This is a genomic window from Corynebacterium parakroppenstedtii, assembly GCF_019754935.1.
GTDB classification, from domain to species: Bacteria; Actinomycetota; Actinomycetes; order Mycobacteriales; family Mycobacteriaceae; genus Corynebacterium; species Corynebacterium parakroppenstedtii.
The window spans coordinates 1,440,630-1,454,589 of the sequence record NZ_JAGSOA010000001.1; the positions used below are offsets into that span (position 1 = coordinate 1,440,630).

The 13,960-nt window shown below is 56.5% G+C and carries 14 protein-coding genes and 2 tRNA genes; 6 read left to right on the top strand and 10 right to left on the bottom strand.

From position 1 onward, the window contains the following. Positions 1-2: 2 nt before the first annotated feature. Positions 3-1,055, top strand: coding sequence for a class 1b ribonucleoside-diphosphate reductase subunit beta (gene nrdF, locus KCQ76_RS06135; protein ID WP_082089941.1), 1,053 nt, complete (start codon positions 3-5; stop codon positions 1,053-1,055). A gap of 288 nt (positions 1,056-1,343) precedes the next feature. After that, positions 1,344-2,375, top strand: a complete 1,032-nt coding sequence (locus tag KCQ76_RS06140) for an ABC transporter substrate-binding protein (RefSeq protein WP_082716649.1) — start codon at positions 1,344-1,346, stop codon at positions 2,373-2,375. A gap of 159 nt (positions 2,376-2,534) precedes the next feature. On the opposite strand, the gene KCQ76_RS06145 is transcribed toward KCQ76_RS06140, so the two are convergent. From KCQ76_RS06145 to gyrA, 8 genes are all read right to left on the bottom strand, one after another. After that, a complete protein-coding gene (locus KCQ76_RS06145) occupies positions 2,535-2,915 on the bottom strand; it encodes a hypothetical protein (RefSeq protein WP_046203661.1) in 381 nt (126 codons plus the stop codon). 686 nt (positions 2,916-3,601) lie between these two features. Further along, complete coding sequence (locus KCQ76_RS06150; protein WP_046203660.1) at positions 3,602-3,934, bottom strand: hypothetical protein; 333 nt, start codon at positions 3,932-3,934, stop codon at positions 3,602-3,604. A 104-nt stretch (positions 3,935-4,038) separates the two neighbouring features. Continuing rightward, the gene (locus KCQ76_RS06155; RefSeq protein WP_082089939.1) at positions 4,039-4,197 is read right to left on the bottom strand and encodes a methionine/alanine import family NSS transporter small subunit; all 159 of its coding nucleotides are present in this window, start codon (positions 4,195-4,197) and stop codon (positions 4,039-4,041) included. 3 nt (positions 4,198-4,200) lie between these two features. Further along, positions 4,201-5,925: a sodium-dependent transporter gene (locus KCQ76_RS06160; RefSeq protein WP_052722386.1), complete on the bottom strand. Its 1,725-nt coding sequence runs from the start codon at positions 5,923-5,925 to the stop codon at positions 4,201-4,203. Between the two features lie 372 nt (positions 5,926-6,297). Further along, positions 6,298-6,370, bottom strand: a tRNA-Ala gene (locus KCQ76_RS06165). A 41-nt stretch (positions 6,371-6,411) separates the two neighbouring features. After that, a tRNA-Ile gene (locus KCQ76_RS06170) sits at positions 6,412-6,488 on the bottom strand. Positions 6,489-6,638: 150 nt separating this feature from the next. Beyond that, a complete protein-coding gene (locus KCQ76_RS06175) occupies positions 6,639-7,121 on the bottom strand; it encodes a DUF3566 domain-containing protein (RefSeq protein ID WP_046203657.1) in 483 nt (160 codons plus the stop codon). After that, positions 7,121-9,733: a DNA gyrase subunit A gene (gyrA, locus tag KCQ76_RS06180; protein ID WP_046205270.1), complete on the bottom strand. Its 2,613-nt coding sequence runs from the start codon at positions 9,731-9,733 to the stop codon at positions 7,121-7,123. The genes KCQ76_RS06175 and gyrA overlap by 1 nt, the downstream gene beginning before the upstream one ends. A 179-nt stretch (positions 9,734-9,912) precedes the next feature. Here gyrA and KCQ76_RS06185 point away from each other — a divergent pair, with 179 nt between their 5' ends. Next, positions 9,913-10,131 carry a CopG family transcriptional regulator gene (locus tag KCQ76_RS06185; RefSeq protein WP_046203655.1) on the top strand — a complete coding sequence of 73 codons (219 nt, stop codon included), beginning with the start codon at positions 9,913-9,915 and terminating at the stop codon, positions 10,129-10,131. Then, positions 10,128-10,463 (top strand): hypothetical protein, encoded by a 336-nt coding sequence (locus KCQ76_RS06190; protein WP_046203654.1) that lies wholly within the window; start codon positions 10,128-10,130, stop codon positions 10,461-10,463. The genes KCQ76_RS06185 and KCQ76_RS06190 overlap by 4 nt, the downstream gene beginning before the upstream one ends. Positions 10,464-10,519: 56 nt before the next feature. Here the strand turns inward: KCQ76_RS06190 and KCQ76_RS06195 are convergent, their stop codons facing one another. Continuing rightward, positions 10,520-10,885: a hypothetical protein gene (locus tag KCQ76_RS06195; protein WP_046203653.1), complete on the bottom strand. Its 366-nt coding sequence runs from the start codon at positions 10,883-10,885 to the stop codon at positions 10,520-10,522. Between the two features lie 118 nt (positions 10,886-11,003). Then, positions 11,004-11,372: a hypothetical protein gene (locus KCQ76_RS06200; protein ID WP_046203652.1), complete on the bottom strand. Its 369-nt coding sequence runs from the start codon at positions 11,370-11,372 to the stop codon at positions 11,004-11,006. 373 nt (positions 11,373-11,745) lie between these two features. On the opposite strand from KCQ76_RS06200, the gene mvk reads away from it, so the two are divergent. Beyond that, a complete protein-coding gene (mvk, locus tag KCQ76_RS06205) occupies positions 11,746-12,819 on the top strand; it encodes a mevalonate kinase (RefSeq protein WP_052722385.1) in 1,074 nt (357 codons plus the stop codon). Continuing rightward, complete coding sequence (mvaD, locus tag KCQ76_RS06210; protein ID WP_231725438.1) at positions 12,786-13,958, top strand: diphosphomevalonate decarboxylase; 1,173 nt, start codon at positions 12,786-12,788, stop codon at positions 13,956-13,958. The genes mvk and mvaD overlap by 34 nt, the downstream gene beginning before the upstream one ends. The last annotated feature ends 2 nt before the right edge of the window (positions 13,959-13,960 follow it).

Sequence of the window (13,960 nt, forward strand, 5' to 3'; positions counted from 1 at the left end):
GTTTGTCTTATATCGATGATTCGATAACCCCGGCTGAATGGCCCAAATGTGCCAAAAAGCCATTGCGGCCGGTGAATTGGAATCGCCTACAAGATCCGAAGGACTTGGAAGTGTGGCAGCGGTTGACGGGAAACTTTTGGCTTCCTGAAAAGGTGCCTTTGTCTAATGATATTTCCAGTTGGAATTCGCTACCTGACGATCTACGCCAACTTACCGTGAAAATCTTTACCGGGTTAACGTTGCTTGACACGGTTCAGGCGACGGTGGGTGAGGTGAGTCAGATACCGGATGGCAGAACCGAGCATGAACAGGCGGTATATACCAACATCGCGTTCATGCAGTCCGTACATGCCAGGAGTTATAGCAGTGTTTTTAGTACGTTGTGCAGTACTCCCGAGATCACGGAAGCCTACCGGTGGGCAACTCAAAACACTGTCCTCCAACAACGTGCCACGACGGTGATGAAACACTACTATGGTCGGGATCCTTTAAAGCGGAAAGTAGCGGCCACGCTGTTGAGTTCACTGCTCTTATACGCAGGGTTTTATTTGCCATTGTGGTTGAGCTGTCGAGCTAAACTCATGAACACTGCTGACATGATTCGTCTTATCCTTCGCGACAAAGCTGTTCACGGTTATTATTCCGGGTATAAATTTCAGCGGGGGCTCGATGCCCATCTGGAGAGGAAAAATGAGCTCCAAGAGTTTACGTATTCCCTTGTGGATGAGCTTTTAAGTTTGGAAAAAGCTTACTCTGGTGAGTTGTATGGTGGCATCAATGTGCCCGATGACTCTCACCGGAGTTCAGAATCCTCATTCACCTCGCGTCCGAAATTTGCGGGTGTTATGGCTTTTGTCTATTACAACGCGAACAAAGCTCTCATGAATCTTGGTTATCCAGCCCTGTACGAGGATGAAGCGGAGCGGACGGAACCAGATATTTTGGCTGCACTCACGCCTGAGGCATCAGAAACTCATGATTTCTTCAGCGGTTCCGGGGCCTCCTATGTGATTGGGAAAACCGAAGCGACAGAGGAATCTGACTGGGATTTTTAGCAGACTCGCCGGGCGTGACCGAAGGGCAGTACATTGTCTATTTTCAATTATTTTTAGTGAAAGTGCTCTAGACTCACGTTGTATGTGAGCCGTCACGGAGAGGATTTTTTGGGGGGCTTTCATCGTTCGATCGAAGAAACCAGTGTTTAACGGATTTTTCTACCTTGTAGATATTTACCTTTTGTCACGTTAAGGCTAGCCTTAACGTAGGTAAACTCAGGTAGCACTGGTCAGCACGCAATGGGCAACAGAATACTTGTGGGCGAGCAAAATTTTCCAAGGAGAACGATGAAAATTCAACGTTTCACATCATTTGGTCATTATAAGCGTAAGTACACTTTCGGGCTTGCAGTGCTTACGTCTGCCTCGCTTCTGTTTGTTGGTTGCTCTAGTGATAGTAGTGACGCTTCGAACCGCAAAAGTCAGACTTCGTCCTCCGAAGCCACGCAGACTGGCGAGATCACACTGAAGAACTCGTGGGGCGAAGCGAACTACCCGGTGAAACCTGAACGTGTAGTTGCGACAGGCACGGCTGTGGATAACTTGCTCGCTCTAGGAATTAAACCAACTGCCGTTATTCACACCCCTACTGACAAAGAACGGCCATGGCAAAAAGATAAGCTTGACGGGGTTGAAGTCATCGATGCAACAAATGATGGTGAGTTGCCCGTCGAGAAGATCGCAGCTGTACACCCAGATTTCATTGTCGGTGATTACTGGCGAATTACCGAACAAAGTTACGGGGTTTTGAAGGACATTGCGCCTACTTTAGGTGCCACCGGTACCCAGGGTGAAGAAATAGGTTGGGCTTCACAATTAAAGCAGCTGGGTAAGCTCTACGGTAAGGAAGAAAAAGCCAAAGAGATTATTGATGCCGATCACAAGCGCTTTGAGGAAATGAAAAAAGCTATCCCGGGTTTGAAAGGAAAGACTGGGATTGTGGCTCAGTTCGTTGGGGATAGTCATCAGTTCGGCGTCGTGACAGATCCGAAGGAACCGGGCAACGCTTTCGTCTATGACTTGGGAATGTCTGTTCCTGAATCAGTCCAAAAGCTACCGTCAAACAGCTCAGGGCGTGCAATGGTGGCAAGTGAAAACATCAGCGCTTTAAATGCAGACTTCATGGCAATTTACGCCCAGTCTGGTTCAGATGAGGAGATGCGACAGATTCCCGGGTACATCGACTTGACCCAGGTTAAGAAAAAGGCGACGAAAGTCGGGGATAGCGCTCTTGTGCAGGGACTTAACGTCCCGAGTTCATTAAGTCGTGAATGGTTGCTCAAAGAGCTACGGCCAGAGTTAGAAAACGCCGCTAAGTAGTCCGCCTCACCCAACCTCTTATAGCGGGGTGCAAAACAAAATCCGATAGGCGATGGCTCTATCCTCAGTTGAGGGTAGAGCCATCGCAGTAAGGACAAGGAACATCTGCCCAGCTTGCAGGCCCTTAAACCAGGATGAGAATCTGTGCCCCAAAGCGAACTAGCGATCATTCCGAGATTTGATTAACGGATGTATAACGCACATGATCACTAGACCCAGAGCTGGATACACCAGAAGCGCTGGAGAAAAGATCTCTGGCGAGTCTTGTTGCTGGTCCATCACCGACTGACAAAAAAGCGTTGCGGCTAACCCCACAATACCTAGCACTGATTTAACTTGTGCTGATGTTTTTCGAAAGATGCCGGCAAAGATAGCGCCGAAAATGGCGCCCACACCCCCGACAAAGAGCATGTCTAACAAGGTAGAAGATGCAGTCGTAGCGTTATCTGTGCCGATGATTGCGCCTACTACAAAAGCCACAATAATCATGAGAATTCCGGCCACGCCTACGCTCAGAATTCGTTTTGTCGCTGAACTCACGAATTAAACTCCTGTCCTTGGGTTGGGGAAAATGATTTTTCCTTGTCGCCACACCTGTGTGAGTGCATTAGCCATGTAGCCGCTCTCTACGAAGGTCGTAAATATGCCGGGTGGAACCTGGACTCTTCCTACATAGGGAAACGAATATCGATAGTGTTAAGAACACTGAACATAGTTCACCATGTTCAATTCCAGATGTCTATAGAAAAAGAAAAGTTACCCTTATAGAGGTAGGTAGTAGGATGACGTGTGTGAGTAGTAGAAGGTGTTTTCTGAGAGTTTCAGCTGGGTCCTTTAGACTTGGCCACTTAGCGTCGCCTTTTAATCATCGTTGATGGCATCACTGTCTTTAGCTGCATGCATCAACTGCCTGAGGACCCGCGTGAGACTGCCAGGCAGTGCAATTTCAGCAACGACCATTTACCTCCGGGCGTGCATACATGTCGGTAAGAAAAGGAATCCCCGCCGTGGTGGCGGGGATTGGTGGGGCGTGTGGTTACCAGACGGGTCGCCAGAAGTTAATCATTTTTCTCCACAGTGGTGGCTGCTGGTATTCGTCCGTGGCTTTCTCGGGCACGGGCAGGTTGGCGCGTTTATAGGCCGTCCGTGATGGGATTATTCCCATCTTTTCACAACCTCTGATTGCTTTTTTGAGGTTGCGTATATTGCGGGCTCGCGGTGTTTCGTCAGTCCACGTTGTTGTCATCATTCCCACCATCCTTTTCCCCAATAATATTGGATTCATTATCATCCATCTCGTAGAACTGTGCAATCAGACTCTGTTCCGATGACCTGGCTAGCGGGCTTTCTGATAAGCAGTCTAATTGAATTTCCGCCGCTCTCCGGCACTGTTCGGTGGCCTTATCGTTGTCTACGGTCTCTACCGCCCAGGTGAATCGTCTCCACCATTCACTGCGGTTGTCACTGTTTGTCTTTTGTTGCAGCGTCAAGATAACAGCAATCAGGCCGCCACCGGCAATGATCAGTTGCACTAGTCGAAGCCACGCTTCTGTATCCATGCCGTTTACCCCCTGTCTACTCGGTGAGTGTTGTTGGACATGGAGTACTGACGCGTTTTTAGAGCGATGGTTCCGGAGTGGCCACACAATTCCGCGGTTATCGTCTACGCCTTGGTGTACTGCGGCAAGTCGTCGAGATCCGTCGTCCCCAACTTTCCGCTGTTTTCATCCGGGTGCTTGGTTAAGTGAATTGCAGCAATGATTAACAATCCCCACACCAGAGCTAAATAGAGGATCATAACGATGATAGTGACAGCATCCATGTCTTAGACCTCCTTCAGACCGGCAGCCTCAAGCCGACGCTCACGGTCGCGAATAGATTCATAGGGGTTATCCAGATGCTGGCCGAAGGGCGCTCCCTTCCCAGTCAGCGGCACTCCATAATCGCTGACCGGTGGGCCGTCGAGAATCGTTCTGCGTGGCCACGGCACCAGCGACATCAGGAGAGCGCCACCATAGAAGAGCACGGCCAAGCCCCAGCCAAAGATAGCCACCTTGGCCGTCGGATAGCCTTCGTATCCATCTCGCACCAATGTGATGATCTCCAGCACAAACGTCGTCCCCAATACCAGCGGGGTAAGCACCAAAAGGCAGAAATCCCACCATCGCCCAAGCTGCAGGCTGCTGATCTGGTTGACGTGTTGCCGCAGCTCCGGCAAGCGGCGAAGCACCCAGCCGATGACAATGATCGCCACCACGGCGATGACCACAATGCCGATGACGTTCACGAACTTATCGACGATATCCAGCGTGGCAAGGCCCGTCGACACTGGGAAAAATACGAGCGACGGGACTGAGCAGGCCACACAGACATAAACGGCAGCGCGACGTCGGGAAAGTGCGAATTTTTCCTGCACTGAGGACAACACAACTTCCACGATGGTGACTAGCGACGTAAAGCCCGCGATCAACAGCGAACCGAAGAAGAGGACGCCGAAGATCGGGCCACCGGTCATGTTGTTGATGATCGTCGGGAAGGCGATAAATGCCAGGCCGATGCCGTTGGTGGCAACATCTGCGACGGCCACATGCTGGGTGACAGCCATAAAACCCAAGGTTGCGAACACGCCGATGCTGGCGAGAACCTCAAAGGCGCTATTGGATAGGCCGACCACAGCGCCGAGACCCGAAAGGTTTGCTCGTTTCTGCAGGTAGGAAGCCTGGGTCATCATGATGCCGAAGGCGATAGCCAGGGAATAGAAGATCTGACCATAGGCGGCAATCCAGACTTGGGGATCGAGCAGAGCGCTCCACTGCGGGGTGAAGAAGGCCTCGAGCCCCTCAGCCGCACCCGGCAAAAACAAGGCACGAATAACCAAAATGATGAACATGATGATGAGCAGCGGGACGAAGATCGAAGAGAGCAGCCCGGTGCCTTTACGAACACCCAGCACCATGACCGCCGTGATCGCTGCCCATACCAGGGCTAGCACGATCGCGATCGGCCACACCACATTCGCGCTGGTCAAGCTTGTGGTATCAGCGTGCAGGAACTCACCGGTAAAGAACTTCTCCGGGTCTGTTCCCCATGCCAGTTTCAACGAAAACCAGGTGTACATGGCCGCCCAGGCGAGGATCACGCAATAGTAGACGGCGATGATGTAGGTAATGCCGGTCTGCACCCAGCCGATGGCCTCGGTTTTCCGGGAGATGCGGCGCCACACCAGCGGTGCGGAGCCGCGGAAGCGGTGGCCGAGGACGTAATCGAGAATCAGGACCGGCACCCCTGCGGTCAGCAGGGCGATGACGTACGGGAAGAGGAAGGCTCCTCCGCCATTATCGTAGGAAATGTAGGGGAATCGCCAGATGTTGCCGAGCCCGATGGCGGAACCGATGGCAGCGGAGATAAACATGGTCCGGCCACCGAAGGTCGCTCTTTTTGCTGGTTTGTTTGCCGGGGCCACACCGCCGTGTCTGGGCGCGGGTCCCGCAGGGGAGTTAGCAGCAGAGGTGGGTTCGTCCCCGCTGGATACTGATGTCTTCTGGGGCATGGGTTGCTCCGTGATGTTCGTGCCTGCTCCTCGGGGTTTCCGGTGGCCGCAGGCGAGGGTTTTCGATTTTCCTTTCCGACGCCAACCGGGCCTGTGAAACCTGGATGTAGGCTGCGGCCCTCTGTTAGCGGGTCTGAATAGCAGAAGTCCCCGGTGCGGTTTTTCCGCAGGCCGGGGCAGCGTCTGGTTTAGGGTAGCCAGACGCTCAGTTAATAATTCGGTTGAAGTTTACTTGTGCGCTCACGGGTACAGAGCATACCGCATGGTCTAGGAGAGACTCCCATGGGATGGGTCATGCAGGAGTACCTGCGGGATGATGGTGGGAGATACGACAAAATCCCTGGCCACTAAAGTGTAACCAGGGATTTCCTGTGGAGCGTACGAGAATCGAACTCGTGACCTCTTGCTTGCAAAGCAAGTGCTCTACCAATTGAGCTAACGCCCCCTGTGGTTTTCACCACCCGAACCCCACCGGAGTGGTTTTCGTGGTGGGCCTAGGAGGACTTGAACCTCCGACCCCTTCGTTATCAGCGAAGTGCTCTAACCGCCTGAGCTATAGGCCCATGAACCGTGCAGAACTTTACCCAGGAAAACGGGGTTTACCAAATCTGCAGGTCACAGTGTGAATAGGTCGAATAAAAGTCGGCCCGCTGGGATTGATGTGGGGTCCGAGTGATGCGCACACGGGCCCAGGTCGTACGGACCGCGGATCGTTAGTCCCGTATCACCATTCTCACTCCACCAACGGCGCTCATCCGAGCTAACCCGTTGTAAATGGCTGCGGCAACAACGCCCAATAGTGTGCCGATGATGGCTTCGAAGACAGCGAGCGCGATGATCGCAATAATCACCATGCCCGTCGGAACTGAGGTGTCTGCGACGTCGTTAAGGGCGTCGTTCATGTTTCCCCATGCCCCCATCCCCGCCAAGAGGCAGAACATGAGAAGGGCAGCGAGTATCCAGACGAGGGCGATTATCGCGCTGACCGCCCCCGAGATCCGGGCAGCTCGGTGGAGATCAATATGGGTCACCTCCACAACGCGCTCGCCTTGAGGCGCGCCGGGCGTGCTGGGAGAGCTGGGCGCCGGACTGGCGGTCGGCTCGTCGGCTAAGTTGCCCGTCCAGCGGCGCGTGCCCAGATCCTGGTTAGCCTGGTTTCCCTCGGGCGTCAGCCCGTGTGGTCCCGGCCCCGTCATTACTTCCCATCCTTAGCGTCGGAGGAGCCGTCACCGTTGGAGCCGTCCTTGGAGTCAGTCGTGGACGGGTCGTTTGGAGCCGGTTCGGCGGGATCGGTGGGGGCGTTCCCCTTCTCCGCAGTTTTCGCCGCGTGCTCTTCGCCTTCGTCTTCCACGTTGCGGTCGATGGCGAGCAGCTCAGAGCCCTTGTCCAGGTGGACCAGCCGCACGCCCATCGTCTGCCGCGAGCTAGGCCGGATGTCCTTCACGTTGGACCGGACGACGGAACCGTCGGTAGTAATGCAGAAGATTTCGTCATCTTGGTCGACGACAAGGGCGCCGATCAACTTGCCGCGCTTCTTGTTGTACTTGAACGTGGCGACGCCGAGCCCACCGCGTCCCTTCGCCGGGTATTCCTCCATCTTTGTGCGCTTGGCGTAGCCACCGGAGGTGGCGACCATGAGGTAGGAATCCTCGCGGACGACGGTCAGCGCTAGCAGCGCGTCCTCGCCGCGGAAGCGCATGCCCTTGACGCCGGCGGTGGCGCGGCCCATCGGGCGCAGCGTGTCGTCGTCGGCAGTAAAGCGCATGGCCTGGCCCTCTTCGGAAACCAGCAGGAGGTCATCGTCGGCGGAGCAGAGCTGTGCGCCGATCAGCGAGTCGCCCTCGTTGAGGTTGATGGCGATCAGCCCACCAGACCGGGCGGAGTCATAGTCGGTCAGCTTCGACTTCTTCACGCGGCCTTGCTTAGTGGCCAGGACCAGGTAGGGCGCGTCTTCGTAGGTCTGCAGCTGGATCACCTGGGCGATGTGTTCGCCAGGCTGGAACTCTAGGAGGTTGGCGACGTGCTGCCCGCGCGCGGTCCGGGACGCTTCGGGCAACTCGTAGGCCTTGAGGCGATATACGCGCCCGAAGTTGGTGAAGAACAGGATCCAGTCGTGCGTCGAGGTCACGAAGAAGTGCCGGACGACGTCGTCCTGCTTGAGCTCAGCCCCGCGGACACCCTTCCCACCGCGCTTCTGGTTGCGGTAGAGGTCCACCTTGGTCCGCTTGGCGTAACCGGTGGACGTAATGGTGGCGACGACGTTCTCCCGCGCGATGAGGTCCTCTTCGGTGACATCCCCGGTGGCCGCGATGATCTGCGTTCGGCGGTCATCGCCGTAGTTGTTGACGATCTCCTCGAGCTCCTCGCACACAATCTGCCGCTGGCGCTCCGGCCGGGCCAGGATGTCCTTGAGGTCGGCGATGGTGAGTTCGAGTTCCTTCAACTCGTCGATAATCTTCTGCCGCTCCAGCGCAGCGAGTTGGCGCAGCCGCATCCGCAGAATGGCGTCGGCCTGGAGCTCGTCGATATCCAGGAGGTCCATCAGTCCGGTTCGTGCGATCTCCGGGGTCTGGGATGCGCGAATCAGCGCGATGACCTCGTCGAGCATATCCAGCGCTTTGACCAATCCGCGCAGGATGTGGGCGCGCTTTTCGGCCTCATCCAGGCGGTGCTGGGTCCGTCGGACGATGACGTCGATTTGGTGATCAACGTATAGACGCAGCAGCTGGTCCAGGCGTAGGGTGCGGGGGACGCCGTCGACAATGGACAGCATGTTCGCGCCGAAGCTGGTCTGCAGTTGAGAGTGCTTGTAGAGGTTATTGAGCACAACACGCGGCACGGCGTCGCGTTTCAGTGTGACGACGATGCGCATGCCAACACGGTCGGAGGATTCGTCGTCGATCTTGGAGATGCCTGCGATCTTGCCGTCGCGCACTTGTTCAGCAATGCTGGAGACAAGGTTATCGGGGTTGACCTGGTACGGAAGCTCGGTGATAACTATGATGGTGCGCCCGCGCTCCTCCTCAATGGACGTCACGCCCCGCATTTTGATGGAGCCGCGGCCGGTGGTGTAGGCGTCCTTAATACCTTTATCGCCGACGATGAGCCCGGCCGTGGGGAAATCGGGGCCCTTCACCCGCTCCATGACGGCCTCGAGCGTGGTGGCCTCGTCCGCGTCGTAATGGTCGAGGCACCAGAAAATCGCCTGGGCCAGCTCGGTGAGGTTGTGCGGCGGAATATTCGTCGCCATACCGACGGCAATACCGCCGGAACCGTTCATCAGCAGGTTGGGAACACGCGACGGGAGAATCGTCGGCTCTAGTGTTTTGCCGTCATAGTTGGGCTCAAAGTCGACGGTATTTTCGCGGATATCGCGAACCATCTCCATGGCCAACGGCGTGAGGCGACACTCCGTATAACGCATGGCGGCAGGGCCGTCATTGCCGCGGGAGCCGAAGTTACCCTGGCCATCGACCAGCGGATAGCGCATGGACCACGGCTGAGCCATGCGGACCAACGTGTCATAAATGGCGCTATCGCCGTGGGGGTGGAAGTGGCCCATCGTGTCCGCGACTGGTCGGGCGGACTTGACGTAGCTGCGCTCCGGGCGATAGCCGTTGTCGTACATCGCGTAGATGATGCGGCGGTGGACGGGTTTCATGCCGTCGCGAACCTCGGGGAGAGCACGTCCAACGATGACGCTCATGGCGTAATCGATGTAGCTCGATTGCATTTCTTCTTGGATGTCGATCGGGCTGATGCGATCGAAAAGGTCATTGCCCCCGGTATTTCCGCTGTCATCACTCATGCGCTCTACCTTACCTCACAGGGCGGACATGGGAGCTGTGCGTCGGCGGGTTGTTCGGGACCGATCTTTTCGACGGAGTACTTCTGCGGGGTTGCTGAGGCGTTTTATTGAGGACGTCGCCTAGTTGGTGGTATCGCGGTGGTATCACTCGAGGGCGGATAAATGGTTGAATAGTGAGTATGACAATGACCCTACGGCTCACGGAGAACCAAGACCGCGCCTTGACGCTGCTGGCAGAAATGACAGGCACCTCGAAGCATGAAGCTGTCGTCCGCGCGATCGTCTCGACGGCGGCGCGGACGGTGGACAACGAAGAAGTGCGGGAGCTGGCCAGATCCCGAGTTCCCGAATATGCGGAACTAGTTAAGAAGGTCCGGACTAAGAAGGTTCGACGATGACTGCGCCGGGAGTAGGCGAACCCCATGGGGTGGATGATGAACTAAATGCTCGGGCCGGTTTTGGCTCCCAGCCACTAACCGCCGAACAACTCCTTATTATTATCGACGAATTTCGCGCGGCGGCTGGGTCCGGCGTGTATCTCGTACGTCCGTGGGCGTGTGCGGCGATCGCTGCGGCCGGGCAAGGGCGTATCGGCGGAATACCGACGCACCGGAATGAAAGGGAGATGCTCGATGCCGTGGGTGAGGCGATTACGCGGCTGAAACCATTGAATAAGGCCAACGGAAAACTAGCTGAGCTAGTGATCGACATTATGACGATGCGACGCTGAGGCGGGGGTGCCCTTGCTGCTGGCTGTGCGAGCTGCGGTTTTGCGACTTGTGGCCGTCATTTCCATGAGCGAACGAAGTAAGCCACGTAGCAGGCGATTGTGATAGCCGAGAATATTGCTGCAGCGCCATTCCCTAAATGTGACTTACTGGTTAGACCGAATATGGCGATGATGACGGGAATCATGACTAGCAGCCCGTCCAAGGTGCCTACCCTAGCTCTACCTTTTACGTTGGCGTGGAAGGTTATCCACGCTGCTAGCAGGACAAAAGAGAGCACCACAAAAGCGACTGAGGATATCTGCCCTTTGAGGGAGAGAAATGACACCACTGCCAGTAATAATGTGGAGAACACCCCGGCGAGACTTTCAATAAATGCGGGGGAAGTTGGTTTAGAGGAATTGCTGGCTTCATTAGGTGACATTCGTAGACCTTAGCTGTCGTAGTTATTTACGGGAGCTGTGAAGGTGGGTCGTTAAGGTGCGCGTTCAGCGCGGGTACTCGGACCAACCTGACCCGGTAATTGGGCGTGGGCGCTGCTACTATGCGACGCTGGCCCGCTGGCTCCCTGACTGCTGGTTTCCAGAATCGTGGCTAACTTTCAGCCAAACTGCGTACAGGGCGCACCCAATGAAGAGCCCAATTCCGGCAGGCAGGATATAGACGTCTAAAAATCCCACCGGGCCCACGACGAAGTCGATAATGCCAACAACAGTAACGACGCCAGCTAATGCAATCCACACAGCTAAGTGCTGGACCTTAAAGAGCGCGAGCATGAAGTGATAAATCATTGCAGGCAAGACTGCTGCGAAAACGAATGCAGCTGCTCCGGAGGAGCGCGCTAAGAAAACAAAAGAGATAACAGTAATAATTGCTTCGATTAAGGGGAACTTGAAGAGAAGTGTGGACATGGTCGCGACCTTCCAGATTTATTCTCCGTCGCCGAGTGTTCCTCGCCGAGTGTTCCGCCCTTGAAAACACTGAAAACACTTCGGTTAGGTTTAAAATATACACGACAAACCAGTTACTCCGGGCTCGATTAGCCTCCTGGAGCCAGCGATAAAAGCCCTGTGCCAGCTGGAGCGTCGTCGTCGATAAGAAACGAGGACTACCCTGATTCGTGGTAGAGTAGCAGCGTTTGCCGTTGGCCACACTCGGCCGAGCCACGCCCGATGGGGTCCATGCCCAATGGGCTTTGCCCGACGGGATCTGAGGAGGTTTGTCGGGTGCTGTAGTTAAGGTGGAGCGACGGCAGGGTTTGATTCATTCCGTATAGGAGCACTGGTGCAGCCACTGAGACATTCCGACGCAGACGTTATTACTTCCTCGCGTCGCAGCGAGGCTCCCGATTATGCACGTTTGAATGAGAGTCAACGGTATAAACAACCTGCGGAAGGGCCTCATTACTCCGCGTTAGCGGACGAGGCCAGGGGGTTCGGTCGCGCTCACGCCAAGATCATTCTGTTTGGCGAGCACGCCGTTGTTTTTGGGGAGCCGGCCATCGCGTTCCCCATGCAGTGCCTGACCCTGCGCGCCACGGCTGAGCCGTGTGATGGGGAATTGTGGCTGACCGCCAACAATTACGACGGTCCTCTTGCCGACGCGCCGACGTTCCTGTCCCCAGTCGGCGCCACGATTAAAGCCTGCCTGGACCTGCTTGAATACCCGCAGTCGGGGATGCACATTTCGTGCCAAGGCAATGTCCCGCCGGCGCGCGGGCTCGGCTCCAGCGCAGCGGCGTCGGCAGCAATGGTGGATTCCATTATCGATTTCAGCGGCAAGGACGTCGATTACCACAGCCGATATGAACTTGTGCAGATCGGAGAGCGCGTTGCTCACGGCAGCGCCAGCGGCCTCGACGCCCACACTGTGCTGAACACCCACCCTGTGCTATTCCAGGGCGGACGCAGCGAACCCATCACCGTCAGCCTCGGATCGCCACTCGTCGTCGCTGATACCGGACAACCAGGCGATACGCTCTCGGCCGTCCGAGGTGTCGACGAAATACGCCGCACCCATAAGAAGCGTTTCACCAGAAATGTCGACGCCATCCGCCATCACACCGTCGAAGCGCGGATTGACCTCGCTCTCGACGACCGGGCCTCCCTGGGTGAACGGATGAACGCCGTCCACGAACACCTCGCTGACCTCGGCGTATCCAGTCCAGAGCTCGAAAATCTTATCTCGGCAGCGCGGAATGAGGGGGCGCTTGGCGCGAAGCTCACCGGCGGTGGGCGAGGTGGCTGCATCATCGCGCTATCCAAAGACGAAAACCACGCGATCGCCCTGTCCGACGCACTCCGCGCCGCGGGTGCACGTCGCACATGGCTCATGCACCCCTCGGAGTTCCAACGGTGACCACCACGCACCCCAGCATGGGCGATATCGGATCGATCACTCCGCACACCGCGCGAGCAACCGCTCACCCCAACATCGCGCTGGTCAAATACTGGGGTAAGCGCAATGCCGACTTAGTTCTGCCCGCAACCGGTAGTTTGTCACTAACGCTCGATATCTATCCCACGGATACCGTCGTCAACCCTGATCCGAGTCTGACCAGCGATATTTTCACGCTCAATGGTGAGCCAGCACCTGGTACGCCAACGCACAGGGTCAGCGCATTCCTTGACTTGGTGCGCAAGCGCAGTGCGGAACAGAACTCCGGACAACAGAACTCTGAGCTCGCGCACACGTACGCGCGGGTCAACTCCATCAACTCCGTACCCACCGGGGCAGGGCTAGCATCCTCGGCATCAGGATTTGCTGCACTCGCCACCGCGGCATCGAAAGCCTACGGACTCCCCGGCGACCCGCGATCGCTCTCACGGCTAGCCCGCCGCGGCTCTGGATCCGCCACACGATCCATCCTGGGCAACCTCGTCATCTGGCACCCAGGCGACGGTGACGACGACCACGCCGACCTCACCTCGTACGCGGAAAGTGTCCCCGGACCCGACCTCACCATGGTCATCTGCGTCGTCTCGGGCGCGCAAAAAGCCGTGTCCTCCCGCGTCGCCATGGCAGACACCATCCGGACATCGCCCTTCTTCGACGGGTGGGTGAGCAGCACACAGCGCGATCTTGTCGACATGCAACAAGCGCTGGCCGAGGGTGACTACACCCGAGTCGGCGAAATAACAGAATCCAACGCACTCCGCATGCACGCGGCGATTAACGGAAACCGTCCACCCGTCCGCTACCTAGCGCCCACATCCGTCGCCATTTTCGACGCTATCGCGCAACTACGGAACGACGGGCTAGAGGTGTACGGCACCGCGGACGCCGGGCCTAACGTCGTTGCGCTCTGCCAGTCCAAGGACCTCGACGCCACCCACGCAGCCCTCCATGAACGGTTCCCGGACCTCGAGCTCATCCCTGCTCGCGCCGGGGCGGGCGCTCGCCTGACGCCCATCGCGGAGACCAGCCCAGATGAGCAGACCAATGGAAATGGAGAGGACCCCGCACAGACTCCCGACGAATCGAACCGTCAGGAGTAACA